Genomic DNA, 25,924 nt, shown 5'->3' with positions numbered 1-25,924 from the left:
GTCGATTCGCCGGAACCCGGCAGTCCCGCACCTGGCACTGCTACCTTCGCGGCCGTCTCGACACGTACACGACTGCCGCACCCGACCTCGCGCCCGCCGAGGCAGCCCTAACGCCGCCGACTCGACACCACAGACCTGGACATCGAGCCCAGACTGCTCCACCACGACCTGCAGCCGGGCGACCTCGTCAGGCCCGCGGCTGGCGGGTCGCTGCTGCTGGACTGGGAACTCGCAGCCTTCAGTGACCCGCTGTCCGACCTCGCCCGCCTCGCCGTCCGTCTGACCTGACCGACCCCGCCGACGCGCTTCAGGTCGCCCACCAGCCCGCTCCGAACGACGTTCGCAGAGTCCAGATGTACTGGCGCATTCATCAGCTCGCTGGCGCAGCCCTCAGCACCGATCCGGTCGTACGGCAACGCGGTCGGGCTCGCTTGGGGCGAGAGCTGTATCCACTCCTTCCCTCGTAAACCACGGTCCGTCGCAGTCCCATCGCTGTCACCGCCGCTATAAGCGGGCAAACATCTCCGCCCTGTCCACGTGGAACAGGGCGGGAAGTCGTTCACGCGGCAACGATCAAGGGAGTGTCCAGGCGCTCCCAGGCCCCGAGCACGGCCTTATGCGCGTCCGGCTGCAGGTGGGCGTAGCGCTGGGTGGTCTGGAAGCTCTCGTGGCCGAGGAGGTGCTGGACCTCGTAGAGGGAGACTCCCTTCTGGACGAGCCACGAGGCGCAGGTGTGGCGCATGGAGTGGGGCGGATAGTGCGGGACGGGAAGCTGCTCCCCGTCGGTGCCGAAGTAGTGGGCGTTCTCGATGGCCGGCCACCAGGTCTGGCGGCGCCAGTTGCCGTCGTCGAGCCGACGACCGGCGCGGCCCTTGGTGATGGTGGTGAAGACCAGGGCGTCGCAGTCGAGCGGGTGAATGTGCCGTTCGAGGGCGTCCAGGACGTGCGGTGGAAGCGGGACCTCCCGGCGGCTCCTCGAACTCTTGGGGTACTCCTTGATGCCGCTCTTGGTGTTGACCTCCACCACGAACAAGCGGGAACGGCGCTGGTCGATCCGATGGCGATGCAGGCCGGCGAGTTCGCCCCAGCGCAGGCCCGTGTAGAAGCCGAGCAGGCACATGGTGCGCCACGGCGCCGAGAGCTCGTCGACGATGCTCTGCGCCTGGTCGAGGGTGAACCATTGCGGGGGCTTGATCGCGATCTGCGGCAGGTCGATGTTCCTGCAGGGGCTGACCGCGATGACATCGTCGTCGACGGCCGCACGCATGATGGACGACAGCAGGTTGTACGCCCTCTTGATCGCCGAGGCGCCGACCCCCTTCTCGACCAGTCCACGGATCCAGCTCTGGACCTCCATGCGGGTGACGGCCCGCATCTCCCAGTCGGCCCAATGGGGCAGCACGTGGTTCTTGATGCTGGAGGCGTCGCCGCGCAGCGTGTGGGGCTCGACGACGCGGGCCTGCCACCAGCGGGCGTGCCACTCGTGAAACGCCATTTCGCCGGCTCGGGGGTCCCGCATGCTTCCGCGGGCGAACTGGGTCTCCATCTCGGCACCCCAGGCACGGGCCTGTGCCTTGAGGGGAAACGACTCGCTGAACCGGTCTCCAGCCCGGTTGCGGACGGTCGCCTGCCATTTGCCGGAGTTCAGCTTCCGGAGGTACGTGGTTCCGTTCCTTCCTGTTTCGCGTACGGAGGGACTTGGTCCTGGTCAGCGGCGGCGCGCGGGCGAGGAGACCGCCCGGCTGTTGATGAAGTCGTCCAGGCTCGCGGCGGGGACGCGAACGCGAGAGCGAGCCGGTCCTGTGCGCAGGTCGACGATGGGCAGCTCGCCGGCGGCGATGAAGCGGTAGACCGTGCGGCGGTCAACGTCCAGGGCGGCGGCGACGGCGGGTATGGACAGCAGGCGCGGGGCCATAGGCGGTTCCTTTGCGTGAGAAAGAGCGACGGGAATGGAGAGATCTAACTGGGACGGGAGGCAACAAGCCCAGCCGATTCCGCGAGATCGTCGAATAGGGCTTCTACGTACGGCCGGGATCTCCGAGCGGAGCAGAAGAGGAAGCGAGCGGGGCTACGTGTGCGCGGCGGGGAATATGAAATCGGCGCGTAGGCAAATCGAGCAAGGCATCCTCTGGGGAGGTGGGCAGACTTCTGGCAGGGACCGGCACGACGAGCGTTCCGGGACCCCCAATCATCCGGAGAATCCCCGGTTTCGCTAACCGGGGATCGTCGGCTATATTTCGCCCACCCCGGCCGCCCCTGGGGGTGTGAGGGGGTCGGCGAGGAGGGTCTGCGGGGCGATTCCGAGGGCTGTGGCGATGGCGACGAGGTCGTCGATGTCGCAGCGGCGGACGGTGCGTTCGATGCGGGAGAGCGCGGTGAAGGTCATGGGCCGGCCCAGTGCGGTGACCCGGGCGGCGAGCTGGCGCTGGGAGTAGCCGCGGGCGGTGCGGGTGCGTTCGATGGCGTGGGCGGCGGCGTGTCCGGCGGGTCCGATGGTGAGGGGGCGTGGCGGCATGGGTGGTGTTGTAGCTTGCGCGCCGGCCGGTCCGGAAGGGCATTCCTGTCTGCCGTGAGCGATGCAAATCACCCGGCGATTTCCGGCGGCGATTTCGGCGACCGGGAATTCGGCCCTACAGTTGCGGGACTCGCCGACGGGGCATGCCGCCGGGCTGTACGGAATTCCAGCGCAAAGTCTGGACTTCTGCGCCCCAGGTGTGGCTGTGTTGGCCATGCACCCCGGCGACGCCGGATTCCCCAGCCCTCTCCCGAAAGGTGGTCGATCGCCATCGCCCGTATCCGCACCATCAAGCCCGAGGCGTTCTTGTCCGAGTCCCTCGCGGCGGTGTCGCTGTCCGCCGAGCGGACCTTCTTCGGGCTGCTCACCCAGGCCGACGACCAGGGCCGGTTCCGCGACCAGGCCGCGGTCATCGCCGGCCAGCTGTGGTCGCTGCGCCGCGAGCACGGCCCGGAGGCGGTCGAGGACGACTTGATCCAGCTCCACGGTGCCGGGCTGATCTGCCGGTACGAGGGCGGGGACGGCAAGCGGTACCTGCACATCGTCACCTTCGCCCAGCACCAGAAGATCAACCGGCCCAGCGGCGTCCGCACTCCCCCGTGCCCGCATCACGATCTCGGGATTCCGCGTGAGCCCTCACCGCAGGTACAGGGAGCTCTCGTGGGGACTTCCGCGAGTCGTCCGGGAGGACTCACGGAGCTCGCCGTGAACGACGAATCCGCAGGTCAGAGGCGATTCCGTGAGCACTCGCCGCAGCCTCGTGGAGGGCTCACCGAACCCTCCGTGAGCCCTCACCGTCCGGATCTAGGACCTAGGAACAGGGATCTAGGATCTACCCCGTTGGGGGGCGCAAGCGCCCCCGCACCCGGCCCGGACTCGATCTCGATCTCGACGAAGGACCTGATCGGCGAGTACACCGCCGCATGCCCCAACCGCCCGCCGCGGAACGTGCTCAGCCACCTCGGCCACGAGGTGAAGAAGCTCCTCGCCGAGGGCATCTCCCCGGACCACATCCGCGCCGGCCTCGACCGCCACCGTGCCAAGGGCCTGCACCCGAGCACCCTGCCCAGCCTGGTCCACGAGGCCATGAACGCCACCCCCGCCGCCACCACTGCCCACCGGCCGTGGACCAACCCCACTGACACCGCCGCTGCCTACGGAGGTGAACTCTGACCACCACCCTCACCCGCGATCCGCAGCAGCCCGCCCGGATCACCGGCCGACTCAGCGACATCCTGGCCCAGCGCGGCATCGCCCCCGACACCGCCGCCCAGGAGCCGGCACCCGAACCCGTCACCGCACTGCAACAAGCCGAAGCCCGCATCCCCGCCCGCTTCCGCCACGCCCTCGCCGACCACCCCCAGGTCACCGCCTGGGCGGACGCGATCGCCCGCGCCGGACGCCCCGGCCCCGGCGGCGCCCCGGGCATCGCGGAGGGCCCCTCGCTGCGGATCGTCGGCCCGACCGGCACCGGCAAGACCCACCAGGCCTACGGCGCCATCCGCGCCCTGCTGGCCGCCGGGGTCCGCCTGCGCTGGGAAGCCGTCACCGCCGCCGACTTGTACGCCCGGCTGCGCCCGCGCCCCGGCTGCGACAGCGAGCGTGACCTGCAGAGCCTGATGCGCTGCCCGCTGCTGCTCCTGGACGACCTCGGGGCGGCGAAGACCAGCGAATGGACCGAGGAGCTGACCTACCGGCTGATCAACCACCGGTACGAGCACCTGCGCCCCACCCTGATCACCAGCAACCTCACCACCGACACCCTGCGGGCGGCCCTCGGCGACCGCGTCGCCTCCCGCCTGGCCCAGATGACCGAACGCGTCACCCTCGAAGGCGACGACCGTCGCCGTCAAAAGCCCGTCGCCTGACCCCGACAGCGCCATCCCGCCCCCTTGCACCACACCCGGAGATTCCTGCTCTTGCCCTCCTCTGCCCCGATACGCCCTGCCTTCGAACGGCGAGGCCGTCCCCTCCTCATGGGGATCACCCTGATCGCCGCCGTCGGCTTCGTCCTCTCCTACGACGCCCTGCGGCAGATGGCCGTCGCCGCCCACATCAGTGGACCGCTGACCTACCTCTTCCCCCTCGTCATCGACGGCTTCATCGCGCTGGGCGTCACTGCCCTGCTCATCCTGCGCACCGCCCCTCTCCGTTCCCGCCTGTACGTGTGGACGCTCGTCACCCTGGCGACCGGCGCCAGCATCTGGGCCAACGCCCTGCACGCCATCCGCCTGAACGAACAGGCCCGTCTCCATCTCAACAACGCCACCGTCGGCGCCCTGTCCGCCATCGCCCCACTCGCTCTCGCCGGCGCCGTCCACCTCTACCTCGTCATCAATCGCCACCTCGCCGCCAACAAGGCGATGGCGGCCGAACCGCCAACCGCCAAGGCACCCAGTGGCGAACCGCCACCGCCCGCTGCCGAGTCCGCCGCCACCGCCATACCCGCCAAGCAGCGCCTGGCGCAGCCGGCCGCCACGCCAGAGCTGAAGCCGCCCGCCGCACTGGCTTCCCCCGCCACGACCGCCACGGCGCCGCCTCCCGCCACCGCCACACCGCCGAGGAAAGCGACGCCGAAACCTGGCGGGCGCAAGGCCAGCGCCCCTGACGCGTACCTCCTGGAGCTCGCCCGCCAGATGCGCTACGAGACCGGCACCGTCCGCCGGACCGACCTGGAGCGCATCGCCCGTGCCCAGGGCTACACCGTCGACAGGGCCCGGGCCCAGAAGGCCGCCGACACCGTCCTGGAGGAAGCGGCCACCACCAAGAATCTGGCGACCACCGCCTGACACTCCTGTCACCCCATGCCTACACGGGCGCCCCTCCAGCACCCACTCCGAAGGAACACCCCGATGCACGACAGCCACACCGAGGCCCCCACCAACCAGCCGTTGGTGGCCACCAACCCTGCCCCGGGCGGAGCAAGGTATGGCGTTGGACCGTCCAAGGGCCGGTCCAACGCGAAAGCCTCCGCCCCAGGGGTGGCGGAGGCAGCACCCCGGCGCGAGGGCGCACCGGAGCCAGGGGGCATGCGTGCCGCCGACGAGGCCGCGCTGCGCCGAGTCGCCCACCGCCGCGCCCGCCAGGACGTGCAGCGTCGAGAGCGTGTCGACGTCCGCTACAGCATCGACGAGAAGCAGGCGATCCTCGCCGAAGCCCGCCGCCACAACCTGGCCGGCGCCCACCTCGTCGGCGCCATCGTCATGGCCCACCTGAACGGCGACCTCGCCCTGCCCGACCAGCGCACCACCGCCGACGACCTGATCGATGAGTACGCCGCGCTGCGTACCGAGCTCGCCAGGATCGGCACGAACGCGAACCAGATCGCCCACCGGCTCAACGTCGGCGGCGAGGCATATCCTGTGGACGCCGCCGTCCTCGCCAAGGCCCGCCAGCTCGTAGCGGCGGTGCGGCAGGCGGTCTCGGCGGTCGACGCCGCCGCCGATGTGGCCGCCACGAACCGCCGGGCGGCCTGATTGATCGCGAACATTGTCAAGCCCGGCCACAAGACCCGGGGCGTCCTGAACTACCTCTACGGGCCCGGTCGCGCCAACGAGCACACCGACCCCCACCTCGTCGCCTCATGGGACGGCTTCGCCCCCGACCCCGGCCGCGACCCGGACGCCACCCTCGCCCAGCTCGCCACCATCCTCAACCTGCGGGTCAAGCAGGCCGGACCGAAGGCGCCGAAGAACCACGTCTGGCACTGCTCGATCCGCGCCGCGCCCGAGGACCGCCACCTGACCGACGACGAGTGGGCCACCATCGCCCGCCGTGTGCTGAACGCCACCGGCATCGCCCCGGCTGGCGACCCCGACGCCTGCCGCTGGGTCGCCGTCCGCCACGCCGACGACCACATCCACATCGTCGCCACCAAGGTCCGAGGCGACCTCCGCCCGCCACGGAACTGGAACGACTTCCTGCGCGCCGACAAGGAACTCGTCGCCATCGAGAAGGAGTACGGGCTCCGCCAGGTCCCGCGCGGCGACCGCACCGCCGCCAAGCGCCCCACCCGCGCCGAGCAGGAGAAGGCCCGCCGCACGGGAAAGGCCCGGACCTCCCGCGAGCGCCTGCGCACCATCGTCCGCACCGCCGTCTCGGTCGCCACGACCACCGAGGAGTTCTTCCGGATCATCGAGGAGGCCGGAGCCCTCATCGATGTCCAGTACTTCCCGTCCGGGGACGTCCGCGGCTACAAGGTCGCCCTCGACGGCGACACCAACGCCCAAGGCGAACCGGTCTGGTTCTCCGGCTCTACCCTGGCCGCCGACCTCTCCTACCCCAAGATCGCCGAACGTCTCACGGCCACCGCGCCAACACAGACGGAGCGGAGCGAAGCCACGGCCTGGCGACGACTCACCATCGCCGTCGACCGGACGCCCGACTACCTCGACCATGGCGAGGACCAGGCCGGACAGGCTCACATCGCCGTCCTCGCCGAAGTCCTCGACGCACTCCCCCTGGTCGCACCTGTCAGCCTCCAGGCCCAGCTGGTGCGGGCAGCCACAGCGTTCGAGCGCGCCAGCCGCTCCCGCATTGACGCCCACCATCAGCAGACCCAGGCCACACGACGAGCGGTGAAGGCCATCCTGCGCGTACCCCCGCCCAGGGACGGAGCCCTCCTCGCGACCGTACTCGACGCCCTCCTCCTTGCGGTCATCGCCGCCCAGCACTGGCACCGCACCCGCAATCACACCCAGCAGGCCGAAGCCGCCCGACGATCAGCCGAGCACCTCCATGTCGCCTACAGGACCGCAGCCGCAGAGCCTGTGGCCGTGATCCACCACCGGGGTCGGCGCCTCACCCGACCGATCGTGGAACGGCAGGCCGCTACGGTGCGCCAAGCGCTGCCCGAACTGGCCGAGCAGATCCTCGCCGAACCTGCCTGGCCCGCCCTCGCCGCCACCCTTAACGACGCCACGGCAGCCGGTCACGTCGACCCCGCCGCACTCCTCGCCCAAGCCGCCCGCCACCGCGAACTCGGCACCGCCACCAACCTCACCGAAGTCCTCATCTGGCGCCTGAGGCGCCTTCCGGATCTGACCGTCGACAGGCTGCCGCACGACAAGACAGTAGGCGGAGTTCGGCCTGGCCCCGCCACACTCACGCCCAGGGCGGCACAGTCAGACTCCCTTCCAAGGAGCCGTTGACGCAGACCCCGCCGCGAGCAGCGCATCCGCATGTTCACCGGGTGAACATCGCTCGCGTTCCGCTTCGGCGCCCACTCGCCCCGATGCTGAGAAGGTAGACCGGATCACGCTCAGTCGATCTTGCCCTCCAGCAGCTCCAACGCCTCCTCCCACCGGAAGCGGTCCGCTCCCCCGCCCGCCTTGGGCCGGTGCGGCTCGTACGACCCGACCAGCACGCCCATCTCCCGCAGCTGGTCCAGGCTCCGGCCGTAGGCCGGGTGTGTGGCCATGGCTGCGTTCACGTACGGCAAGACGACCGTCGGGATGTCGATCCCGTACGCCTCGCACAGGATTCCCAGCGCGAGGGTGTCGGCGATGCCGGCGGCCCACTTGTTGATCGTGTTGAACGTGGCCGGCGCGACGGCGATGGCGTCGGCAGGCGGGAGCGGGCGCGGGTCGCCGGGACTGCGCCAGGCCGAGCGGATCGGGTAGCCGGTCTGGGCCTCGATCGCCTCGGTGTCGAGGAAGCCGAGGCCCTGGGGTGTGGCGATGACGCCGACGCCCCAGCCCTGCTCTTGCGCGGCGGTGATCAGCTTGTGGGCGTTGCCCGCGATGCCAGCGGCGCAGACGACGACGTAGAGGAAGGGCTTCCTCGGATGGTCGTTCACTGCCCGTCTCCCCTGTCCGTGGTCAGGAGCCTTGCGGCTTCCTCGGCGCAGCCCCACGAGAGGGTGACACCGGCGCCTCCGTGCCCGTAGTTGTGCATGACCACGGTGCCGTCCTCCGTCCGCTCTGCTTCCACCCGGACCCGGGCCCGGGTCGGTCGGGCGCCGATCCGGTGTTCCAGGATGCGGGCCTGGGCGAGACGAGGTTCGACCTCGGCACAGCGGGCGAGGATGCCGACCGCCGCCTTGTCGTCGGGGCCGAGGTCGCCTTCGCCATCGATGGCGATGCCGCCCAGGACGACGGTGTCGCCGTGAGGGTAGAAGCACAGCAGGTTGGGCGAGAGGCCGGTGTCCTCGGAGAAGAACTCGGTGAGCCCCGAGTTGGTGGCGACGATGTGCTGGCCGCGGATGGGACGAACGCCAGGGTCCGGGAGCAGATCCTTGGCACCCAGGCCCGTGCAGTTGACGATCACGACAGCAGGGCCGGCGTCCGCGAGCGAGGCCAGGCGCCGCTGCTCGACCGTTCCTCCAGCAACGTCGAGCCGGCGCAGGAGGTAGGCGAGGTAGGTGGGCATGTCGATCAGCGGCACCGTGAACCGGTAGCCGACCGAGAACCCGGACGGCAGTTCGGCCAGCTCACACGGCCGAAAGCCGGGCAGGGAGGTGGCCCAGTCCGGCGGCGCCTCGGCCGTGCGGGACGCCTCGATGCCACTGGTGAGCCGGACGCCCGTGGACGGGTCTTCCGCCAGCTGGCGGAAGATCTCCAGGGACCGGCGCCCCCACTGGTCGACCTTGTCCTTCGGCTCGACCAGGTACGGCCCCCACATCGCCCCGGCCGCCAGTGACGTGACGCCCGGCACCTGCTCGGCGATCACGTGCAGCAAGGCTCCGGCCTCGGCGAGAACGACGGCGGTGGTGAGACCCGCCACCCCAGCACCGACAACGACAACGCGCTCCCCTGCGGTCACGTCTCTGACCCTAGAGGTCACGCTCCGACGCCGTAGGCACACCGAGGAAATCGACTGCCATCGGCGCGGCGAGACGGTGCGGGTACACACTGCCCTGGGTCTCTGACACCGCGCGGTGATCCTTGTGCACCCGGGTGCCCGGCTCACGTATCGTCGCCAAGGTGACCAACGCGCATGTGGCGAGCAGGCACCGCATCTCATCCGATGATCTTGCGGAGCTAATCAAGGAGTTCGTCCTCGGCGACGTCGTCGCCTGGCATCATCTGGCCGATGGCCTGATGAACGTGAACTGGCGGCTGGACACTCCGGCAGGGCCCTTCGCTCTCAAGCGGGTCACGGATGTGCCGCTCGACAGGTTGCGCCGCAATCTTGCCGTGTTGCCGGCACTGGCTGAGGGCGGCATTCCCGTGATCGTCCCTGTGGTGGCCTCCTCGGGTGGGGTCGTGGTCGAGGTGGGTGGGAGCGGGTACTGCCTGTTTCCCTGGGCACGAGGAGCGCACGTACGTGGCGTGGACCTCCCTCTCCCTCAGGTGCGGCGACTCGGCGCAATCCTCGGCAAGCTCCACCTTGCGCTCCGCCACGCCGCCGAAATCGGGGCCCTCGCTGCCGTTCCCGACAGCCTCGCCGCGGACGTCGTCACGCCGGAACTGGCGGCGGAGAAGGCCGACCGACTCGCCGCTGCTGCGCGCGCCCACGGTACGGGCGACCCCTTCGACGCGGCGGCTCTCGACGCCCTCGCCAAGCGTCGGGTGTTGCTCGCCGAGTACGCGGCCCTGCGCCCTGCGGGGAACGTTCCCGCAGGGCCGTACGGCTGGACGCACGGCGACTTCCAGTACCGGAACCTCCTCTGGGCCGAAGGCGAGCTGACGGCCGTCCTGGACTGGGACCGGCTGGGCGTCCGCCCGTACGCCGAGGAGGTCGTCCGTACGGCGCAGGTGCAGTTCGGGGTGGAGGGCGTCTTTGACCTGGAACGGGCGGAGGCCTTCGTGAGCGGCTACCGGTCGGTGGTCCCGTTGGAGCCGACCGCGCTGCTCGATGCCGGACGCCGTCTGTGGTGGAAGCGGATGACGGACTTCTGGCAGCTCGAATTCCACTACGACCGGGGCGACCACTCCTGCGACGACCTGTTCATCGCCGACGAGGCGCTCCTTCACTGGTGGACGGAGCGGCTCGACGAGGTGGAGCGGGCGTTCGGCGGCGCTTTCTAGATCCCCAGTTCCCGGAGCTCTGGGAGGCACGGGCGGGTGAAACGTGCCGCTCTGGTCCGTGCCCGCTCCCCCAGCGCTTCGCGGTCCACGTCGCGGATCGCTCGCGCCCACGCCTCGGGGCCGGCGGTGGCGGGCAGGACGATTCCGGCGTCGCCGATGGCTTCGGGGATCCCGCCCCGGTTGGTACCGATGGTCGGGACGCCGTGGAGGGCGGCCTCCACGATCACACGGGGGAAGGCGTCTTCCACGGTGGACGGGACCAGCAGAAGGCGGTGTCTGCGGTACAGCGGCTCCATGTCGTAGACGCGGGGCACGTACCTGACGTTCGGATAGGCCGCGAAGTCGGCAGACGTGTCCCACCAGCCCTCGACCAGGGTGAAGGGCTGTTCCGGCATGAGGCGGATGAGCTGGTGCAGCAGCTCGGCGCCCTTGGCGGGGATGGGGTTGACCATCAGTACGGCTGGGGTGCGCTCCGTGTCCGTAGCCGGTCGTGGGCGGGCGAACAGCGGGTACACCACGTCGATGCGGGTGCCGGGCGTGCTGGGTGCCCGGTCGCGGACGAACTTCGACACGGCAAGTCCGTAGTGGGGGCGGCCGGTGAGCACGCCCAGGCCGATGGCGGAGACGGAGTGGAGCAGGCCGGCGACGAGGGTGGTCGGCTTCGCCAGTTCGGCCAGCTTCGCTGATCCTTCCTGGGCGGTGAACACAACGTCGGGGCGAATCTCCCCCAGGAGGCTGCCCAGTGCGTGCTCCACGTTGTTCTGTGTGAACGCCGCGCACTCGACCCCGTTCCACCGGTAGCGCAGGGTGTCGTCCGCTTCGTCGTACGGGACGCGATGCCTGTCGAGATGGGCGCGCATGTCGGGGAGCTGGGTGGCTCCGTCCCATGGCGCCTCGTGTGAGCCGAGGTAGGTGACGCGCCAGCCGGCGGCAGCGAGTTCTTCGGCAAGGAGCTGCTGGGTGACCTCGGCGCCGCCGATGAGGAAGGGGGGCGGGGTGCGGCGCCAGGCGAAGAGGGCGGTGGGCACCGGCGGTCACCTCGCCCAGAAACCGACGAGGGCTTCCACGGCCCGGGCGACTTCGTCCGGGTCGGCGTCGGCGGCGAGGACCGTGAGCTCTCGCGTCATGGGCCGACGGGCCGTGTGGACGAAGTAGTCGCGTGCGTGGCGGAGGAAGCCCGGCTCGTGGAGGAAGTACTCGGACTCGGCGGCGGTGTGGCCAGCGGTCTTCCGGCGGAGGTGGAGTGTCTCGGCCGGTACATCGAGGTAGAGGGTGTGATCGGGGCGCAGGAACGGCAGCGTCTGGAGCCGGTGGCGGAGTTGGTGGTGCACGCCGTACCCAAACAGGGCGTCCAGAGCGTACGCGTGGGCAAGGAGGGTGTCCACGGAGCGGTCGAGGACGACGAACTGCCTGCTGCTCGCGGTGGCCTCGGCGACTCGGGTCGCCTCGATCTCCATGAACCTCTCGAAGGCGGCGAGCTGGGCGGGTGCCGAGTCGGTGCGGGCCGGAGGGATGTCGTCGCGGTGGGCGATGTGCTTAACGTAGCAGTCCGAGACGTACGCCCGTGAGCCGAGGGCGGTGCGGCGGAGGTGGCGTATCGCCGTGGACTTGCCGGCGTAGGAGGGCCCCTCCAGGGCGATGATCAGCACGCCGGCGACTCCGTCCGGTAGAAGCGTTCGGCGTACGGGCCGGGCCCGTCGACGAGGTCGGCCGCCGTGGTGAAGGCGTGCCGGATCGGCCGGTACATCTTCCGGGCCGGGTGCATCTGCGAGCCGTGCATCCTCAGGACGGTGACCTTGTCCAGGACGACGTCGGTGATGTCGACCAGCTCGGGCCGCATGTCCGCCCCCGTACGCGTATGGAACAGGTGCTGGTCGCAGCCGGCGAGCGCGTACGTCGCCCAGAAGGCGAGGTCCTCCCAGAACCAGGTGCAGCCGAGACGGACGGCCGCCTCGTGGACGAGGAGGTGGTCGGGGTGGCGGGTGACAGCGGCGGGGGCGAGGAGCTCAGCATCGGGGTGGAGCGCGGCGATCCGGCGCAGCTCCTCGGTGATCCGGTCGAGCAGCTCGGGGTCGTAGGGCCTGTACGGCGGCTCGGCGTCCTTGTGTCCGAGAAGGAGTCGGCGTGCGGCGAACGGTGCAAGCGCGGCGGCGCCCTCCCGGTCGCGCAGCTCGGACACCGTGCCGACATCGGCGTACGTGGCTTCCAGGGCGGGGTGCACGCTCCGGGAGCGGGTGAAGACGGTGACCACGGTCAGCGGTCGGGGGCGGGCGAGGAAAGCACCCGAGGCAGAGAGGGCGAAGTCGTCGTGGTGAGGTTCGATGACAAGGACCGGGCGGCCGGCAGGGGTGCGGGCCTCGACGTAGTAGGGGACGCGGGTGTGGGGCGCCGTCACCTCCAGGACACGGTGGTCCATGGCCCGGTGGCGGGCGGCGAGCTGCTGGATGTGCGCCCGGTGGGCGCGGTGGAGGTCGTCGGGAAAGGTGTAGATGCCGCTGCCGTCCGAAACCGGCAGGCCGACGGCGGGCAGGGTCTTGGGCTGGGGCCGCACGGGGGTCTCCTTCGTCATCGCACGGTGGTCTCGTACCAGTGGCGCCACATGCGGGGCGACCGGAGCCGCAGGCGGGCGGTGACGGGGTTCTGCCACCAGAGCATCCGCAGGCTCGACCACTGGTCGTAGCGGCGGGTCGACGGGCGTACGCGCAGGTCGTCGAGGATCGCCACGGGCCGTCCGGTGGCCTGGCCGTGGGCGCTGAGCCGGGTGAAGAACTCCACGTCCTCGCTCATGAACAGGTCGTCCCGGTACCCGCCGACGTGGTGGAAGGCGTCGGCGGTGCAGAACTGGTTGACGCCCTGGGCTCCGCCGCGCCGGGTGCGGTAGTGGTCCCAGTAGGCGCACAGCAGGCGGGCTCCGAGCCGCTCGGGTGTGTAGAGCGGCGGGATGGCGCCGCCGACGGCGCCGGCGTCCATGGCGGCAGCGGCGGCCGTGACCGCTTCCAGGGGTAGGGCCACGTCGGCGTCGGTGAAGAAGAGACGGCCGCTGCGGGCGGCGCTCGCGCCGGTGTTGCGTACCCGGCCGATGTTGCGGACGGACTCGGTGACGACGCGGGCGCCGAAGGAGGCGGCCATGTCGGCGGTGGCGTCGGTGCTGGCGTTGTCGACGACGATCACCTCCCCTGTGCGGCCGGTGACCTCCTCCCAGCGGGCGAGGGAGGCGAGGACGGAGGGCAAGTAGCGGGGCAGGTAGGCGACCTCGTTGAAGGCCGGGATCACCACCGACAAGGCAGGGGTGGTCATCGGTACGTCCTTTCGGGACGGGGTACGCGGAAGAGGTGCGGGGTCCGTCGGCTCAGCTCGTCCAGGCGGCCGGCCCACCGGGCGCGGTCGTCGCCGGGTTCGGAGTGGGCCCAGCAGCGCAGCGTATGGAAGACGGCCCAGGCCGTCAGCTGGTGGTGGTCCAAGGCGAGCGGATAGGCGTCGGTAACCGTGCGGGCCCGGTCGGAGGCGATGGCGCCGGACATGACCAGGGTCTGGGCCACGTCGGACTCGCGGGGGCCGGCTGCGGCGTCGGTGAAGTCGACGAGGTGGCGGACGGCTCGGGGCCCGGCGAGCACGACGTTGTCGCCGTGCAGGTCGCCGTGGCACCATACCGGGGCAGCCGCGGGGGCGTCGGCGATGGCGGCCAGGGCGGGCGCTATGCGGTCCAGAGTGCTGGGCGGGCAGCGGCGGGCGATCGAGGTGACCTGCTCGTGGAGCGGTCGGCGCGGGGCCCACGGCTGGACCGGGGCCCGGTGAAGGCGGCCGAGCAGGCCGCCGAGGTCTCTCAGGGCTCGCTCGTCGCCCACCCGGCCGGACCGCACGGCGCTTCCCAGGGTGAGCGGGCCGAGGTCGGCGGTGATGAGAGCGGTCACCTCGTGGCCGGGCACGTGTCCGTACGCGAGGACGGCGGGTACAGGGACGTGCTTGGCGACGGCCCGGATCGCCGCGGCCTCGGTGGCGGCGTTGCGACGGGCGGTGATCGCGTACAGCTTGATGACCACGCTCCGGCCGTCGGCCAGGAAGGTGCGGTACACGACCGTCCTCGACCGTGCCGACAGGCGGTGTGCGGCACGGACCGGAACCCCCACGAGACCGAGGGCGGCCCGCGCCACGGCCGGGGGTACGTTCGTCGTACTCACCACGCCCCCGCCGGTTCCGCCCCGCAGGAACCCAGGCGGCGGACGTGCCGCAGGGTGGCCGCCAGATGCCGCCTGTACTCGGCCACGTCCTCGGTGTGGGGACAGTCGGCCTGCCAGGGCTTCTCCGGGCCGACGAAGTGCACGAGGGCCGCGGCCGGGTCCGGCCTGAGCGACCGGGTGACGACCCGCCGCACCCAGTTGCCCCGCTCCAGGAACCGGCCGGTCTCGAACCTGTTGAGCCCGGCGGCGGCCGGCCGCGCGCGGCCGGAGTGCAGAAGCCACAGGTTCAGGGCGTCCTGGTCGTTGTGGAGGATGTGGCGGCGGCCGTGGACGAGCGCGTGCTCGACGCCCTTGCGGACGACGGGCATGTGGCCGGTGCGTGTCCAGAGAACTCCGGCGTTGAAGTAGGGACGGCCGCGCAGGTGGGGCCAGCGTTCGGCGGTCCCGGGCAGCGCCGGGCACTCCCCTACGGCCGGGTTGAACTCGTCGCGTACGGCACCGATCTCGTCCTCCCGGAGGGATCCGAGCGGATCGGTGATGTCCCCGCGTACGAGCACGTCCGCGTCCACGTAGATCAGGTAGGGCCGGCGGACGAAGTCCGGCGTGAACTCGAACCGCAGGTAGGTGGTGACGGTGATGTACGAGGCGTCCGCCATGCGCGAGGCGCGCAGGGGGGCGCAGCGGCAGAGGTCGAAGGAGCCGAAGCCGGTCCGCTTGGCGAAGTCGGAGAGGAGCAGGGCCTGCGCCGGGGCGAGGTCGAGGGTGAGCACCCGTACCGCCGCATGGCGGCGGGCGACGGGGGTGAGGCTGTCGGCCAGACCCGCGATCGCGGCGAGGCCGGGGACGAGGTACTGCTGGTCGATGCAGAGACCGAACGCGTACACGGGACGTCGCCTTTCAGGCGTGGTGCACGGAAGGGAATGAGGGACGGGACGGTGAGCGCGGAAGCTCACCGGTTGTCCCCGCCGCCGGGGGGCGAGGACTTCGAGGCTGTCGGGGTCGTCGGTCTCCCAGCAGGACCCGCCCCCGGCCGACGGCCGCAGCACCCACACGGTGCCGCCGGCACGGACGTCGGTGACGATCGCCCGCCTCCCGTCTCCGTCCCTGACGAGGTCACCGACCCACGCGCGCCGGGCGCTCACGAGGTGCCCTCCTCGGATGCTTCGGTCTGCGTGAACCAGCCGGACGCGGCGTCCGCGAGGTCGCGTCGGCGTCGGGCCTGACCGGGCGTACGGCGGGCCGGGGTGCCGTTCGACGCGTCCGCGAGGAACCCTCCCCGATCGCGGAGGAGCACGCCGAGGGCCGCGAACTGGGCTGCGTCGGAGGCGACATGGGCCGCCGCGCTGACGACGACGCCCCGGATCATCCCGGCGGACAGGGCGGCCGTGACCGCCTGCCATCCTGCCCGCTCAGCGAGCGGCAGCGCCGGGTCGGAGTCGGACCAGGCCCCGGCGACGTGCCAGTGCCGGGCGTCGGCGTAGTAGCGGCCACGCTCCTCGCTCTCGCCGAGAGCGGTGGAGGACGGGGCGCAGGAGTAGACGGCAACGGGTACGTGCCCGAGACCGCCGGGCGGGTTGTTCGGCATACCTCCAGGCTGCTGACCTGCGAGGCTCGGGCCCAGGCATGGCCCGTCGCAGCGGAGGAACCTCGTATCGGACTCGACTGCCACGTCCCGTGGCAGCGGACGCGGACTCCGCCGTGGGGCTGACACGGCCCGTAGCAGTCATGCCGGCGGCACCCGCGGAGCTACTACGGACCGTGGTACCGCGGCCCGTTCCTCAGCGCACCCCGAGCGGGACACCGGCGGAGTTGGCCAGCCCGCGCAGTCGGCTGACGGACACGCCGGCGAGCCTGCTGATGATGACGCCGGGCAGCATCTGGTGGCGCACCCAGCCGGGAGCCGTCTCGCACACCGTTTGGAGGGTGTCGGCGGCGGCCTCCCACCGTCGACATTCCACCTGGGTGAGAGCGACGTCCAGGCCGAAGCGGGCGCGGGTGGCCAGCGGCACGCTGGCGTCCAGACGGACGGTGTCCATGAGGCGCAGAGCGCCGCCCGTATCGCCGAGCGCCACCGCGATGCTCATCGCTTGCGTGGCGGCGTACATCGGCCCGTACGGCTGTGCGTGCGAGCCGCGGGCGTGTTCGTCTCCGATGCGGGCTGCGACGGCGTGCGCCTGGGAGAGGTACTCGCGGGCGTGGTCCGCGCTCGCCCCGCCCCGGGAGGCGGCGACGGCGGCGTTCGTGACGAGCTGACCGTAGACGCTGAGCCGGTCCGGATCGTGCTCGCTCATCTTGGGCTCGATCCGGTCCGCCTGGGCCGCCGCGAGGAGGAAGCCCTGCTTGGTGCGGCCATCACGGAGATTGACCCACGCGGTCGTAGCGGCGAGATGGGCGTCGCGCAGCTCGTCACCGCCCTGGACGGCGATCTGCCGCCCGTATGTCAACGCCGCGTACGCCAGGTCTCGCGAGCCGAGCACATTGGCGGCCATGCCCGCGGTCTGAAAGGTGTCGATCAGGACTCCGGCGGCGGCCTCCCGTTCATCGAGGCCGACGGCGTCGAACCGGGCGCGGGCTTCTGGAAGGAGCCGCCCGAGGAGGGTACCGAGCTCGGTGTACCGCCCTTCCCAGTAGGCGGCGTCCGCGCGACGAACGACCGCTCGAAGTTCTTCGACGCTTCCCGGCTCGACCTCGGCAGGGATGCCGATGGCAGCGTCGTGGGTCGCCGCGGAGACCAGGCGCAGCGCGGCCCGCTCGTCGCGGTCCATGGACCGGCGGGGCGCCTGCTGCCCGAGGAGCACGGCGATGTCCGTACCGAGCGCGTCGGCGATCGACAGCAGCGACGGCAGGGAAGCCGTCCCGCCGCGTTCGAGCTTGCGGACGACGCCGACGGACACACCGGCGGCCTCGGCTAACTGCTCCTGCGTCATGGCACCGCGCAACGCCTTCAAGCGCTCAGAGGTGGTGTACTCCGACCACTGCATGCTCCAGAACCTCCGCGTGATGGGCCCCACACGGACAGTACTCACAGAAGCGGTGCGGTGGACAGCCTTCGGCCAGGCGGCAGTTGACGCTCAGACCGTGAGCACAGCCGTGACGCCGAGAAGAGCCTCCAGCTCGGCGACCGCCCTGTCTTCGTCGGTGGCGTGAACAGTCGTGATGCCCAGCTCGGCAGCGGGCGGCAGGTTCACCTCATGGTCGTCCACGAACACGCACTGCTCGGCAGGCAGCCCGATCCGCTCCAGGGCCAGCCGGTAGATAGCTGGGTCCGGCTTCGCCATCCCCTCGAGCTCGGACACGACGTGCACGTCGAAGAGGTCCCAGATCCCCACGTGCTCGTACGGGTTGAACGGGTCGAGCCCGAAGCTGTTCGACAGCAGCGCGAGCCGATGCCCGGCAGCCTGCGCGGCCCGGGTGAGCGCGATCATCCGACGCGCCGGAGGCACCTCGGCCCAGGCCCGCCCCATCAGGTTCACGGGGTCCACGTGCTCGCCCAGCAGAGCTGCTGTTCCTTCATTCCACTCGGCCTGCCCGATCTCCCCGATCTCCAGCGCCGCGTACAGCCGCCGGCCTTCGGGATGATCGTTGAGGGTGGCACGCCACGCGCCCGGCTCCAGTCCTTCGGACACGCACCAGGCCCGGTGAACCTCGATGGGGCTGGCGGTCAGCACCCCCGCGAAATCCAGGATCAGTCCCAGTTGCTCATACCCGTCAATGCTGTTCCCGCGCACCATCCGGTGTTCGCCCCTTCCGAGATCGGTCTCGCACGGCGACGCTACCGTGCAACCACCAACCGGAACACACGGGCAGAAGTCGACCACAGGGTACGACCTGGTGGCGGGAAGTACCTCGCCCAACGCACCAGCAACTCCAGCGCGAGCTGGAGTCGGACTACCGCCAGACCCAACCTCGGTCGTCATCCGATCAAACGGAGCGCAGTGCCGGTTTACTGACGCCAAAGCCTCAGATAACGGCGGAGACCAGCCGTTCGTCGCGGCCGCTGCTCTCCCCTGTCATGGACGACCAGCAAACGGAGGTCTCGGTCCCGGTTTTGGTCGATTTCTGCCGCCGAGTAGCGGCGGCTCCAGTGAACGCGACCGTCGCGGATCCAGTAGTGAGACTGGCACGGGAGGGACCAGTTGCCGATCGATGGGGTGAGGGAAACATTCTCGCCGTCGTAGGTGAGGGACCACTGGGCCGGGGAGAGCGGTGTGACGACTTCGTGCCCGCATCCGCAGCAGCACAAGTGGCCGCAGGTGCGGTAGGGGATCGAGATGTAGAGCACCCCTGCGTCCATGGCCTGGGGAAAGGTCTCGGTGAAGACCGGGCTCAGGGTGTCTTGCGGAGTCACGGCCGGTCCTCGTTGGCGATCTCGTTGGTGATCAGCGAGTACGTGGTGTGGGCCTCGTCGGTGGCGTCGGCGTAGATGCCGAGGGCGCGTTTCCAGCGGATGACGGCCAGGATGGCGTTGAGCGCGTTGAGGTCCGAGGTCTGGATGTTGCTTGCGTAGGCGTCGCGTTCGGGCGCGGGCTTGGGGATACGTCGGCGGGCGGCTTCTCGGCGACCGGGGAGGCTGGTGGTGATGCGGAGCAGTCCGCTGAGGCGGCCGTCGATCTCTTCGATGCCCATGCCGACGTCGATGAATGGCACGTCGTGCGCTTCGATCCAGTTGATGATGGCCGGTTTGCTGGCCGCGTCGTCGGAGGCGAGGAACACGAACGTCGCCCCTTCGAGGAGGTCGAGGTTGCACTCGTCGAGGTACTGCACGCAGCCGGTCACACTGCGGTGCATGTTGGCGTAGACCGAGGCGAGATAGGTGGCCTTGGGCGGACGGGTGCGGAGGATGTCGAGGGTGGGGGCCCCGGGTGCGCGGAAGGCGTTGTGGTTGTCGAAGGTGTCGCCGTCGATGAGGAGGATCGAGTCGACCTCGGTCTTGGCGACCTGGTCGAGGATGTAGCTTCCGCTGCCGCCGAGGCCGACGATGACGATGCGCTGTCCTCGGAATCGGCGGTTGATGGCGGTGATGCCGGCGCGGGAGGTGGCGGTGTCGCGGTAGGCGAAGGGGCTATCGTCGTCGATCTCCTGCCACGCGGCGCCGGGGGTGGGCGTGGCTGAGGGGTCGAGGGCGTAGGCGTGGTCGGCGATGATCCGCGCGTATGCGGTGATCTTCGTGTACTGGTCGGGGTAGCCGTTGGGGGTGGGCTTGCTGGAGAGCATGAAGTTCGCCTGCATGTCCTCGGCGATCACCCGGGTCTCCGGGTTGGCGAGGGTCAGGGGGCGGCCGTGCTCGGTGCACGGGGTGGAGCCGCCGAACCAGATGCGGTGGTCGGTGTCGGAGACGACTCGGTCTCCGCTGACGGTCACGGGGTAGGCGAGGAAGCCGTACTCGACGGTGCGGTTCTCGGTGACGTACGGGATGCGCTGGACGACGATGTGGCCAGCGCGCACGACGACGTCGTAGCCGTCGTCGAGGAGGCGGGACAGGTCGGGGTCACGAGCGAGAAGTGCGATAGACATCGAAAACCATCCCCTCCTTCACGCGGACGCTGTGGCCGGCCGTGAGGCTTCCCGCTCCGTGTCCGTCGTGTCCGCGGCTGTAGCGGACGGTGTAGGTGTCCTGGTCGTTCGGCGGCTGGCCAGGGTAGGCGAGGTCGACGACCTGCTCGTAGGTGATGGCCTTCGCCTCCCAGGTGTGGGGGCGGGCGTTGACGATGATCGTGACGGGCTTGGGCCCGTGGCTGTCCTGGGACATGGGGTCCTCCTGAAGTGGGGAGCGCGTGTTCGGACTGGTGAGTACCGGGGGTGTCGGGCGTGCCGCCGCAGGAGGCGGCACGTCGGACGGCGGTTTCGCGGTGGCGGGTCAGCGCCGGTGAAGAGCGAGGAGGTTGTTGGTCCACACGCCGTCGGCGTGGGTCCGCAGGTACTTCTCGCCTCGGGCGGGCGTCACGACGGCGACTTCCGTGCGGTGGCCGGCTGCGTCGCTGGTGTAGGCCTTGCCGGCCTGGTTCTCGATCCAGTCGACGATCTGCGCCCGGGTGCTGTTGCTTGCCTCGCCGGACGTCTGGTTGGTCCACCACAGGTGGGTGATGTGCTCGTGCGTGGTGCCGCCGGCCGTCAGGCGTACCGCGGTGATCTGAATGGCCACGTTGCTGTCCCTGCTGTTCCTGCCGGCGACGTTCCGACGGGTTCCCGCAGCCGGCGCCGGGTTCCTTGGGCACCCTGGGTGGGGTGCTTCGCCTGGGACGGACGACGTAACTCGCGGGTAGGAAGACGCGTGCGGTTCGCGGGGCCGGCGGGGCGTCAGGAGCAGTCGAAGCAGCGGTCGCTGTTCGGGGGGAACATCGCGGGCGGGTGCACGATGAAGCAGCCGGGGCAGGCGCGGCCCGGGACACGGGGCGGGCAGGCGCAGCGGCCGCAGTCGGGGCACTGAGGAACGCGGCAGCTTGGGCAGGCGGGTTCGAAGGAGCGGTACTCCTCGTCGCAGTTCGCGCAGATGTAGTTGCGCGACTGGGGGCCGCTGCCTGCGGTGGGCGGAGTGAAGGCGCGCCAGGGGGCGGAGTCGGTGACGAGGACGGCGACGATGTAGCCGTCCATGGGGGCGGTGTCAGTGTGCAGTTCGCGTCCGAGGATGCCGTCGCGGTAGCGGACCTGGGTTCGCCCTTGTGCGCGGCCGGAGCCGGTCAGGGCACGGTCGATGATGGGGATGTCACCTTGGAAGCTGCCACGTCGCAGGGGGCGCTCTCCGTGCGAGGCGGCGAAGGCGAGGTGTCCGGTGGGATCGAGGAGGAGAACGTGACCAGGAGCGGGGAGGTGCTGGGCTGCTCGCACGCAGACGGCCATGCGGGAGGCGTTGCTCGCCCGCCACAAGTGGGTGATCGCCAAGGCGGTGGGTCCTTTGACGTCCAGGTGATGACCGACGAGGTGCGCGGGGAGCAGGATCTCGGCGGCGAACGCGTCGCAGGCGGCATCCTCGAGGAGGACGCCGCCGTCGGGTTCCCGGCTGAAGGGCTCCATAAGGTCAAAGCTGCTCTTCTGCAGGTGGTGACCGAGTTCGTGCAGAGCGGTGAAGTCCCGCCGTGCCTGGCTGGCGGACATGGCGACCGACAGGCGCGGCGGCGGGCCGTAGTCGTATGCTCCGGCGACGCTACAGCCTTGTGCCGCCTGGCCCTCGGGAACGTCTTTGACGGTGAGCTCGGGCCAGGTCCGCAGTTCCGCGAGGGCGCCTTGTGTCAGGCGTTCGAGGGCACCGGGGCGAGCCGCTTCGACTTCCTTGATCATGGCGGCGGCCTGAGTGCGGGCTGCGCCGGCGAGCACGTAATTGACCACGCGAGGTGCCCCCTTTTCCTCTATTTGTCGAGGATGAGTTCGAAGTAGCGGTCCGTGCGGGCGGTCCAGTTCGGCTGGGCGCGGTCATCGTCGCGTGCCGCGAGCGTGAAGATGCCGTAGGCGGCGCGCAGTCGGCCGTCGCGTTCAGTCTCGTCGTACTGAGCGGCGAGCTTCTTGATCTGCGTGCGGCGCAGCGGGCGGTTCAGCTCGTGGACGACGACAGGTGGCAACGCGGGGTTGACCGCGAGCAGGTACCCGGCCGGCTGGCCGAGGCGCTCGGCGAGTGCGGCGGCTTGGTCGGCGGTGAGGGCCTGCTGTCCTCTCCATACGGCGAGCGCCTGGGGCGGCAGCAGATTCAATGCGGCCGCGAGCTGCGGGGCGGTGATGGCGTGGGCACGAAAAAGCTGGGAAAGGCCTCCCGCCCCTTGGGGAGCCCACTGTGCCGAGGCCAAGGCCTCAAGGCGGTCGGCGAGGACTGCGCGGTACTCGTCGGCCGCCGCGGACGGCAAAGCGCCGCTGCCCCGCTTGGTGCCTGCGATGGCATCGGCAAGTGTGCGGGAGGTGAGGATGTCAGGGCGGTTGGTCAGCTCGCCGACCTGCCGGTCCAGCACGCACCACGGAAGCGTCGTCTCCAAGCCCCACCACAATGCCAGCGGCTGTTCCAGGGTGGTCGCCTGAGCGGGCAGAAGCAGGGTGTCGCTGTCAACGTACCGTTCGAAGGAGGTCGGCACGGCACGCACGGTGTCATCGTCACCGATCGTTGTGATCAGCAGCAGCTGGATGGTGTCCTCCCATGCCGCACGCCAGATCTGGCCCGGACGTGGGTCCTGAGGTGGTGCGGTGGCCACCCGGTGGACGGCGTCGGGCACTTTCAATCCCGCCGCGGCGGCTACCAACCTCTGGTAGGCAGTGGTGTGGACAGAGCTCATGCCGTCTCCCCCGTCTCCTCGGCTGTGGTCCATCAGCGCATTCTCTTCTCACTGGATCCAGACGACGTAACTGGGACGGTTCACGAAGGAGCGTCGCCGCAGCGCCGCAGCAGTGCGGTCATGACTGCCTGCGGGTCACTGTCCACGGATAGGGCGTCACGGAGCAGAGTTTTGAGATTGGACAGGACCATGGCCGCATGGCCTTGCCGGATCTCCAGCAGCTGCGCCGCGTGATGGGCGTCCTTGTCGAGGTACGGGAGCAGCAGGCGCTCATTGGGTGAGAGGCGCTGCCAGATGTCCTCGGCAACTGCGTCGACCCCGGTCGGGTCCGGTGCGGTGGTGGCCGCCTGCCGTTCGACGATTTCGGCGACGGTGCCTTCGTCGGCGTACAGCGGGGTGAAGCGGGCCGGTGCCAGGAGCTCGAACCGGGCCTCGAGGACCTTGGCGAGGTCCTCCTCCCGCACCGCGCCCTGCGCATGCTGCAGCACGCACAGCAGGATGGTCTTGAGGGCATGGACCGTCTGCTTGGGTGTGGGGCCGGCATGGTTCCAGCGGGTGATGCCGACCCCTGTCACCCGCGCGGCCCGGGCGATGAGATCGTCCAGCTCTCCCTGCCATACAGCTCCATCGGCATGGTCGGCCAGCGCCCAGCGGGGAGGGGAACCCTTGGTTTTCCGGTAGGCCAGGTCCCCGCTCATCAGCCGGGCGATACGGCGCCGAAGCTTGCCCCGCGGCGTCTTCTTCGCCTCGTCGATGAAGTAGTGCTTGATCGTCGCGAGATACACACGTTCCAGCGAAGCATCGTCCGTGGCGAGCGCGAAGCAGCTTGTGACGAACTTCTGTCCTTTCCCTTCGCGGGTCAGCATCGCCAGGACCACCTCATAGGCAGCGTCATCGCTCCACTCCGCGTGCCCCTCGGGCGGTGGAAAGCCGTAGGAGCGGCGAACCTGGTGGACCAGTCGCCGCAGCAGGTCGAACGAGACCGGCCCCAGCTCGCCCGTCCGTGTCAGCTCCTCGAAAGCCCCGCCTGTCACGAGCCACCCCCGATCCCTTACCCCCGCCCCGGCGCCTGCAGCCACGGGGCTTCCAGTCTGCATACACCAGCATCTCCCTCCGCGGCATGCGACACACGCATATTCCCCTCGTCGCGCAGAAGGGCCCACCCGCTATCCGGACAAGGAGGTGTCACGTTCTCTACGCGGCGGCACGGACGGCGGCAGAGACGCGGTGCAGTTCGAGCAAGCAGCGTCCGATCCCGAGGGCGAACCCGAAGCCCTTTACAGAGGTCACAACATCAGCGCCCTACCGTGCGTTTGGTGTCGACTCGTACGAAGGCAAGGGTGCCGGTGAATCCGGTTCCATACGGCCGGTGACGAGGCGTGACGTCGCCAATAGCTTGACCGAGATCAACGTTGTCGATGGGTCGATTCGCTTCGCGGGCGGGTCGTCCATGCCTTGTGCGCCCCTGCGCACTTGCGTGCTCCGGCTGCCGCAACCGTACCTTCGCGGGGTTCTTGAAGTGCCCGTGCGAGCCGTAGGGGACTCATTGAAGCCAGCCAAGAAGGTACCCCTCGACCTCGACGCATCGTCGAACGTGTCCATCCGATCCAACGAAGAACTGCTCGGCAAGGTGCAGTCCGCGATCGCTGCGGACGACAAGGCGCGCAAGAAGAGGGAGGCCGAGCCGCTCCGCCGCAAACCGGTCCTGTCCGGGATCCCGGGCAACGAGCTCGACTGCCGGGTGCGAGTCTCCATGTGGGACGTGCTGCACACACTCGGCCGGGCCACGACGCTGTCCTGGAAGGGGGCCGGACGCGGCCTTGCAGAGCACTGGGGAGCCCTGAAGTACAGCCAGGCGCTGGCGGGTGGTCCTGACTCGTTCCTCGGGCTTTCGACCGAAGGGCGGAAGATCGCCGAACGGTACAAGACCATCCAGTCGCACGAGCTCGGCATGGCCTTCGGGCTCACGCTCGCCAAGCAGGTGCTCGGGCGGCGGTTCCCCGAGCACTCCGTGAGCATCGTCCCGGCCGACACAGTCTTGCGCGCCGGGTGGGCTCTCACGAGCAGGGAGAAGGGCAACAAGATCGGGTACGGGTACCGGCCGCAGTACTTCGCGGAGGTCTGGCGTCCTGGGGAACCGTCCCTCGTGATCCCCATCGCGACCAAGGGCAACCACAGCAACGCGGCGATTTCGGCCGGCCAGCTGGCGTCCGCGTCGGTGCACGCCGAGGCCGTGCACATCGGCGCGTGGAACGAGACCCCGAGCCTCCTGTTCAGCACGGAGCTGCCCGCGGACGGTACCGTAACCGTCCACGCGCTGCAGGCTCCCGGCCGTGACGGCTGGCTCGCCGACCCCTCCGGCGAGAGCAAAGCCGACCTGGACACCGCCCCATCGGAGGAGAACCCCTTTCCGGGGATCCAGCCGCCCCATGTGGGAGGGGCGGCCCGCGAGCCGGTACCCGGCTGCCACCTGACCCCCGAGTACTTCAGGTGGTTCCAGCAGGTCCTAGGACATACGGCGGCGGCCGGACTCATGGCCTTCACCGGCTCCGGCCAGGGCACTGCCCGCTACCTCACGAAACGGCAGGGCAACGAACGGTTCGACGACTTCGAACACGCTGCCGCCGGCAGCGTCCAGGACATCAGCCACCGCCTCCTCGGGCGCACCTACGCAGGCACCGACCACGTGTTCCGCCTAAACGGGCCGCGCGTCGAAGCGTTCTCCGGCGTGGACAGGGAACTCTTCGACCTCCTCGCCGAAGGGGAGGTCGAGGAGTACCGCCTCCGCGTACACGCGGCCCGGCACACTCGCCCCCAGCTCGCCTGGGACAAGAAGTGGGGCGGCCCCGTGTCCGTCCACGCCGACGGATCCGTCCTCGCCATCCGTCTGCTGCCCGGTCAGCGCGTGAAGCGCAGCTAGCGGACCGGCCCGAAAACGCCGGAAGATCAAGCGCGTGACCTGCGAGCGCCGACAAAGACGCAGGTCACGCGCCCCAACACACGGATCAC

29 protein-coding genes are annotated in these 25,924 nt (G+C 70.1%); 8 read left to right on the top strand and 21 right to left on the bottom strand.

All coding sequences use genetic code 11. From position 1 onward, the window contains the following. The first annotated feature begins 135 nt into the window (after positions 1-135). Positions 136-288, top strand: a complete 153-nt coding sequence (locus tag ACFYT9_RS13050; RefSeq protein ID WP_389163357.1) for a phosphotransferase — start codon at positions 136-138, stop codon at positions 286-288. A gap of 271 nt (positions 289-559) precedes the next feature. Here ACFYT9_RS13050 and ACFYT9_RS13045 read toward each other — a convergent pair whose 3' ends face one another. The 3 genes from ACFYT9_RS13045 to ACFYT9_RS13035 all read right to left on the bottom strand — a co-directional run bounded on the left by ACFYT9_RS13045 (position 560) and on the right by ACFYT9_RS13035 (position 2,515). After that, positions 560-1,495 carry a tyrosine-type recombinase/integrase gene (locus ACFYT9_RS13045; protein ID WP_389163000.1) on the bottom strand — a complete coding sequence of 312 codons (936 nt, stop codon included), beginning with the start codon at positions 1,493-1,495 and terminating at the stop codon, positions 560-562. Between the two features lie 213 nt (positions 1,496-1,708). After that, positions 1,709-1,915, bottom strand: a complete 207-nt coding sequence (locus tag ACFYT9_RS13040; protein ID WP_389162997.1) for a helix-turn-helix domain-containing protein — start codon at positions 1,913-1,915, stop codon at positions 1,709-1,711. Positions 1,916-2,230: 315 nt separating this feature from the next. Next, a complete protein-coding gene (locus tag ACFYT9_RS13035; protein WP_389162995.1) occupies positions 2,231-2,515 on the bottom strand; it encodes a helix-turn-helix domain-containing protein in 285 nt (94 codons plus the stop codon). A 270-nt stretch (positions 2,516-2,785) separates the two neighbouring features. On the opposite strand from ACFYT9_RS13035, the gene ACFYT9_RS13030 reads away from it, so the two are divergent. The 5 genes from ACFYT9_RS13030 (at position 2,786) to ACFYT9_RS13010 (ending at position 7,665) form a co-directional block, all read left to right on the top strand. Continuing rightward, a complete protein-coding gene (locus ACFYT9_RS13030; protein WP_389163355.1) occupies positions 2,786-3,688 on the top strand; it encodes a hypothetical protein in 903 nt (300 codons plus the stop codon). Further along, positions 3,685-4,383, top strand: a complete 699-nt coding sequence (locus ACFYT9_RS13025; RefSeq protein WP_389163352.1) for an ATP-binding protein — start codon at positions 3,685-3,687, stop codon at positions 4,381-4,383. The genes ACFYT9_RS13030 and ACFYT9_RS13025 overlap by 4 nt, the downstream gene beginning before the upstream one ends. Before the next feature lie 108 nt (positions 4,384-4,491). Continuing rightward, positions 4,492-5,304: a DUF2637 domain-containing protein gene (locus ACFYT9_RS13020; RefSeq protein ID WP_389162992.1), complete on the top strand. Its 813-nt coding sequence runs from the start codon at positions 4,492-4,494 to the stop codon at positions 5,302-5,304. A gap of 240 nt (positions 5,305-5,544) precedes the next feature. Beyond that, positions 5,545-5,991, top strand: a complete 447-nt coding sequence (gene mobC / locus ACFYT9_RS13015) for a plasmid mobilization relaxosome protein MobC (protein WP_389162989.1) — start codon at positions 5,545-5,547, stop codon at positions 5,989-5,991. Continuing rightward, a complete protein-coding gene (locus ACFYT9_RS13010) occupies positions 5,992-7,665 on the top strand; it encodes a relaxase/mobilization nuclease domain-containing protein (RefSeq protein ID WP_389162987.1) in 1,674 nt (557 codons plus the stop codon). Positions 7,666-7,775: 110 nt separating this feature from the next. Here ACFYT9_RS13010 and ACFYT9_RS13005 read toward each other — a convergent pair whose 3' ends face one another. Further along, positions 7,776-8,312: a flavoprotein gene (locus ACFYT9_RS13005; RefSeq protein WP_389162984.1), complete on the bottom strand. Its 537-nt coding sequence runs from the start codon at positions 8,310-8,312 to the stop codon at positions 7,776-7,778. After that, on the bottom strand, positions 8,309-9,277 hold the full coding sequence (locus tag ACFYT9_RS13000; RefSeq protein WP_389162982.1) for an FAD-dependent oxidoreductase: 969 nt from the start codon (positions 9,275-9,277) through the stop codon (positions 8,309-8,311). The genes ACFYT9_RS13005 and ACFYT9_RS13000 overlap by 4 nt, the downstream gene beginning before the upstream one ends. A gap of 161 nt (positions 9,278-9,438) precedes the next feature. Between ACFYT9_RS13000 and ACFYT9_RS12995 the strand changes: the two genes are divergently transcribed. Next, entirely contained in the window at positions 9,439-10,485 is a 1,047-nt protein-coding gene (locus tag ACFYT9_RS12995; protein WP_389162980.1) for a phosphotransferase, read from the top strand. On the opposite strand, the gene ACFYT9_RS12990 is transcribed toward ACFYT9_RS12995, so the two are convergent. The 16 genes from ACFYT9_RS12990 to ACFYT9_RS12915 all read right to left on the bottom strand — a co-directional run bounded on the left by ACFYT9_RS12990 (position 10,482) and on the right by ACFYT9_RS12915 (position 23,949). Continuing rightward, entirely contained in the window at positions 10,482-11,513 is a 1,032-nt protein-coding gene (locus tag ACFYT9_RS12990) for a glycosyltransferase (RefSeq protein ID WP_389162978.1), read from the bottom strand. The genes ACFYT9_RS12995 and ACFYT9_RS12990 overlap by 4 nt on opposite strands. Positions 11,514-11,519: 6 nt before the next feature. Next, entirely contained in the window at positions 11,520-12,134 is a 615-nt protein-coding gene (locus ACFYT9_RS12985; protein ID WP_389162975.1) for a hypothetical protein, read from the bottom strand. Further along, a complete protein-coding gene (locus tag ACFYT9_RS12980; RefSeq protein ID WP_389162972.1) occupies positions 12,128-13,054 on the bottom strand; it encodes a PIG-L deacetylase family protein in 927 nt (308 codons plus the stop codon). Before ACFYT9_RS12980 ends, ACFYT9_RS12985 begins: the two co-directional genes overlap by 7 nt. Then, positions 13,051-13,782: a glycosyltransferase gene (locus ACFYT9_RS12975; RefSeq protein ID WP_376319788.1), complete on the bottom strand. Its 732-nt coding sequence runs from the start codon at positions 13,780-13,782 to the stop codon at positions 13,051-13,053. The genes ACFYT9_RS12980 and ACFYT9_RS12975 overlap by 4 nt, the downstream gene beginning before the upstream one ends. Continuing rightward, positions 13,779-14,558 (bottom strand): aminoglycoside phosphotransferase family protein, encoded by a 780-nt coding sequence (locus ACFYT9_RS12970; protein ID WP_389162969.1) that lies wholly within the window; start codon positions 14,556-14,558, stop codon positions 13,779-13,781. Before ACFYT9_RS12970 ends, ACFYT9_RS12975 begins: the two co-directional genes overlap by 4 nt. A gap of 101 nt (positions 14,559-14,659) precedes the next feature. Further along, on the bottom strand, positions 14,660-15,547 hold the full coding sequence (locus ACFYT9_RS12965; RefSeq protein WP_389162967.1) for a glycosyltransferase family 8 protein: 888 nt from the start codon (positions 15,545-15,547) through the stop codon (positions 14,660-14,662). A gap of 254 nt (positions 15,548-15,801) precedes the next feature. Further along, positions 15,802-16,248: a hypothetical protein gene (locus ACFYT9_RS12960; RefSeq protein ID WP_389162964.1), complete on the bottom strand. Its 447-nt coding sequence runs from the start codon at positions 16,246-16,248 to the stop codon at positions 15,802-15,804. A 193-nt stretch (positions 16,249-16,441) separates the two neighbouring features. Beyond that, positions 16,442-17,644: a helix-turn-helix domain-containing protein gene (locus tag ACFYT9_RS12955; protein WP_389162961.1), complete on the bottom strand. Its 1,203-nt coding sequence runs from the start codon at positions 17,642-17,644 to the stop codon at positions 16,442-16,444. A gap of 90 nt (positions 17,645-17,734) precedes the next feature. Next, complete coding sequence (locus tag ACFYT9_RS12950) at positions 17,735-18,394, bottom strand: HAD-IA family hydrolase (protein ID WP_389162958.1); 660 nt, start codon at positions 18,392-18,394, stop codon at positions 17,735-17,737. Between the two features lie 212 nt (positions 18,395-18,606). Beyond that, positions 18,607-18,957, bottom strand: a complete 351-nt coding sequence (locus tag ACFYT9_RS12945) for a DUF6527 family protein (protein WP_370416900.1) — start codon at positions 18,955-18,957, stop codon at positions 18,607-18,609. A gap of 50 nt (positions 18,958-19,007) precedes the next feature. Then, positions 19,008-20,177: a ThiF family adenylyltransferase gene (locus ACFYT9_RS12940; protein ID WP_389162955.1), complete on the bottom strand. Its 1,170-nt coding sequence runs from the start codon at positions 20,175-20,177 to the stop codon at positions 19,008-19,010. Then, positions 20,152-20,412: a multiubiquitin domain-containing protein gene (locus ACFYT9_RS12935; RefSeq protein WP_033204305.1), complete on the bottom strand. Its 261-nt coding sequence runs from the start codon at positions 20,410-20,412 to the stop codon at positions 20,152-20,154. Before ACFYT9_RS12935 ends, ACFYT9_RS12940 begins: the two co-directional genes overlap by 26 nt. Positions 20,413-20,520: 108 nt before the next feature. Next, positions 20,521-20,805, bottom strand: coding sequence for a DUF3892 domain-containing protein (locus ACFYT9_RS12930; protein WP_389162952.1), 285 nt, complete (start codon positions 20,803-20,805; stop codon positions 20,521-20,523). 155 nt (positions 20,806-20,960) lie between these two features. After that, entirely contained in the window at positions 20,961-21,986 is a 1,026-nt protein-coding gene (locus tag ACFYT9_RS12925; protein ID WP_389162949.1) for an ImmA/IrrE family metallo-endopeptidase, read from the bottom strand. Between the two features lie 20 nt (positions 21,987-22,006). Next, entirely contained in the window at positions 22,007-22,915 is a 909-nt protein-coding gene (locus ACFYT9_RS12920) for a hypothetical protein (RefSeq protein WP_389162946.1), read from the bottom strand. Between the two features lie 80 nt (positions 22,916-22,995). After that, positions 22,996-23,949, bottom strand: coding sequence for a hypothetical protein (locus tag ACFYT9_RS12915; protein WP_389162943.1), 954 nt, complete (start codon positions 23,947-23,949; stop codon positions 22,996-22,998). Positions 23,950-24,509: 560 nt separating this feature from the next. On the opposite strand from ACFYT9_RS12915, the gene ACFYT9_RS12910 reads away from it, so the two are divergent. Beyond that, the gene (locus ACFYT9_RS12910; RefSeq protein ID WP_389162941.1) at positions 24,510-25,835 is read left to right on the top strand and encodes a hypothetical protein; all 1,326 of its coding nucleotides are present in this window, start codon (positions 24,510-24,512) and stop codon (positions 25,833-25,835) included. Positions 25,836-25,924: the final 89 nt, after the last annotated feature.

The organism is Streptomyces sp. NPDC004435 (assembly GCF_042873895.1).
GTDB lineage: Bacteria > Actinomycetota > Actinomycetes > Streptomycetales > Streptomycetaceae > Streptomyces.
This window is presented reverse-complemented; position numbering and strand designations above follow the sequence as displayed.

Bases quoted from the DNA above. Each gene is read 5' to 3' on its own strand.
- ACFYT9_RS13045 (WP_389163000.1), bottom strand. From the start codon at position 1,495: ATGGCGTTTCACGAGTGGCACGCCCGCTGGTGGCAGGCCCGCGTCGTC.
- ACFYT9_RS13040 (WP_389162997.1), bottom strand. From the start codon at position 1,915: ATGGCCCCGCGCCTGCTGTCCATACCCGCCGTCGCCGCCGCCCTGGAC.
- ACFYT9_RS13035 (WP_389162995.1), bottom strand. From the start codon at position 2,515: ATGCCGCCACGCCCCCTCACCATCGGACCCGCCGGACACGCCGCCGCC.
- ACFYT9_RS13020 (WP_389162992.1), top strand. From the start codon at position 4,492: ATGGGGATCACCCTGATCGCCGCCGTCGGCTTCGTCCTCTCCTACGAC.
- mobC (WP_389162989.1), top strand. From the start codon at position 5,545: ATGCGTGCCGCCGACGAGGCCGCGCTGCGCCGAGTCGCCCACCGCCGC.
- ACFYT9_RS12980 (WP_389162972.1), bottom strand. From the start codon at position 13,054: ATGACGAAGGAGACCCCCGTGCGGCCCCAGCCCAAGACCCTGCCCGCC.
- ACFYT9_RS12975 (WP_376319788.1), bottom strand. From the start codon at position 13,782: ATGACCACCCCTGCCTTGTCGGTGGTGATCCCGGCCTTCAACGAGGTC.
- ACFYT9_RS12960 (WP_389162964.1), bottom strand. From the start codon at position 16,248: ATGCCGAACAACCCGCCCGGCGGTCTCGGGCACGTACCCGTTGCCGTC.
- ACFYT9_RS12955 (WP_389162961.1), bottom strand. From the start codon at position 17,644: ATGCAGTGGTCGGAGTACACCACCTCTGAGCGCTTGAAGGCGTTGCGC.
- ACFYT9_RS12950 (WP_389162958.1), bottom strand. From the start codon at position 18,394: ATGGTGCGCGGGAACAGCATTGACGGGTATGAGCAACTGGGACTGATC.
- ACFYT9_RS12945 (WP_370416900.1), bottom strand. From the start codon at position 18,957: ATGGACGCAGGGGTGCTCTACATCTCGATCCCCTACCGCACCTGCGGC.
- ACFYT9_RS12940 (WP_389162955.1), bottom strand. From the start codon at position 20,177: ATGTCTATCGCACTTCTCGCTCGTGACCCCGACCTGTCCCGCCTCCTC.
- ACFYT9_RS12935 (WP_033204305.1), bottom strand. From the start codon at position 20,412: ATGTCCCAGGACAGCCACGGGCCCAAGCCCGTCACGATCATCGTCAAC.
- ACFYT9_RS12920 (WP_389162946.1), bottom strand. From the start codon at position 22,915: ATGAGCTCTGTCCACACCACTGCCTACCAGAGGTTGGTAGCCGCCGCG.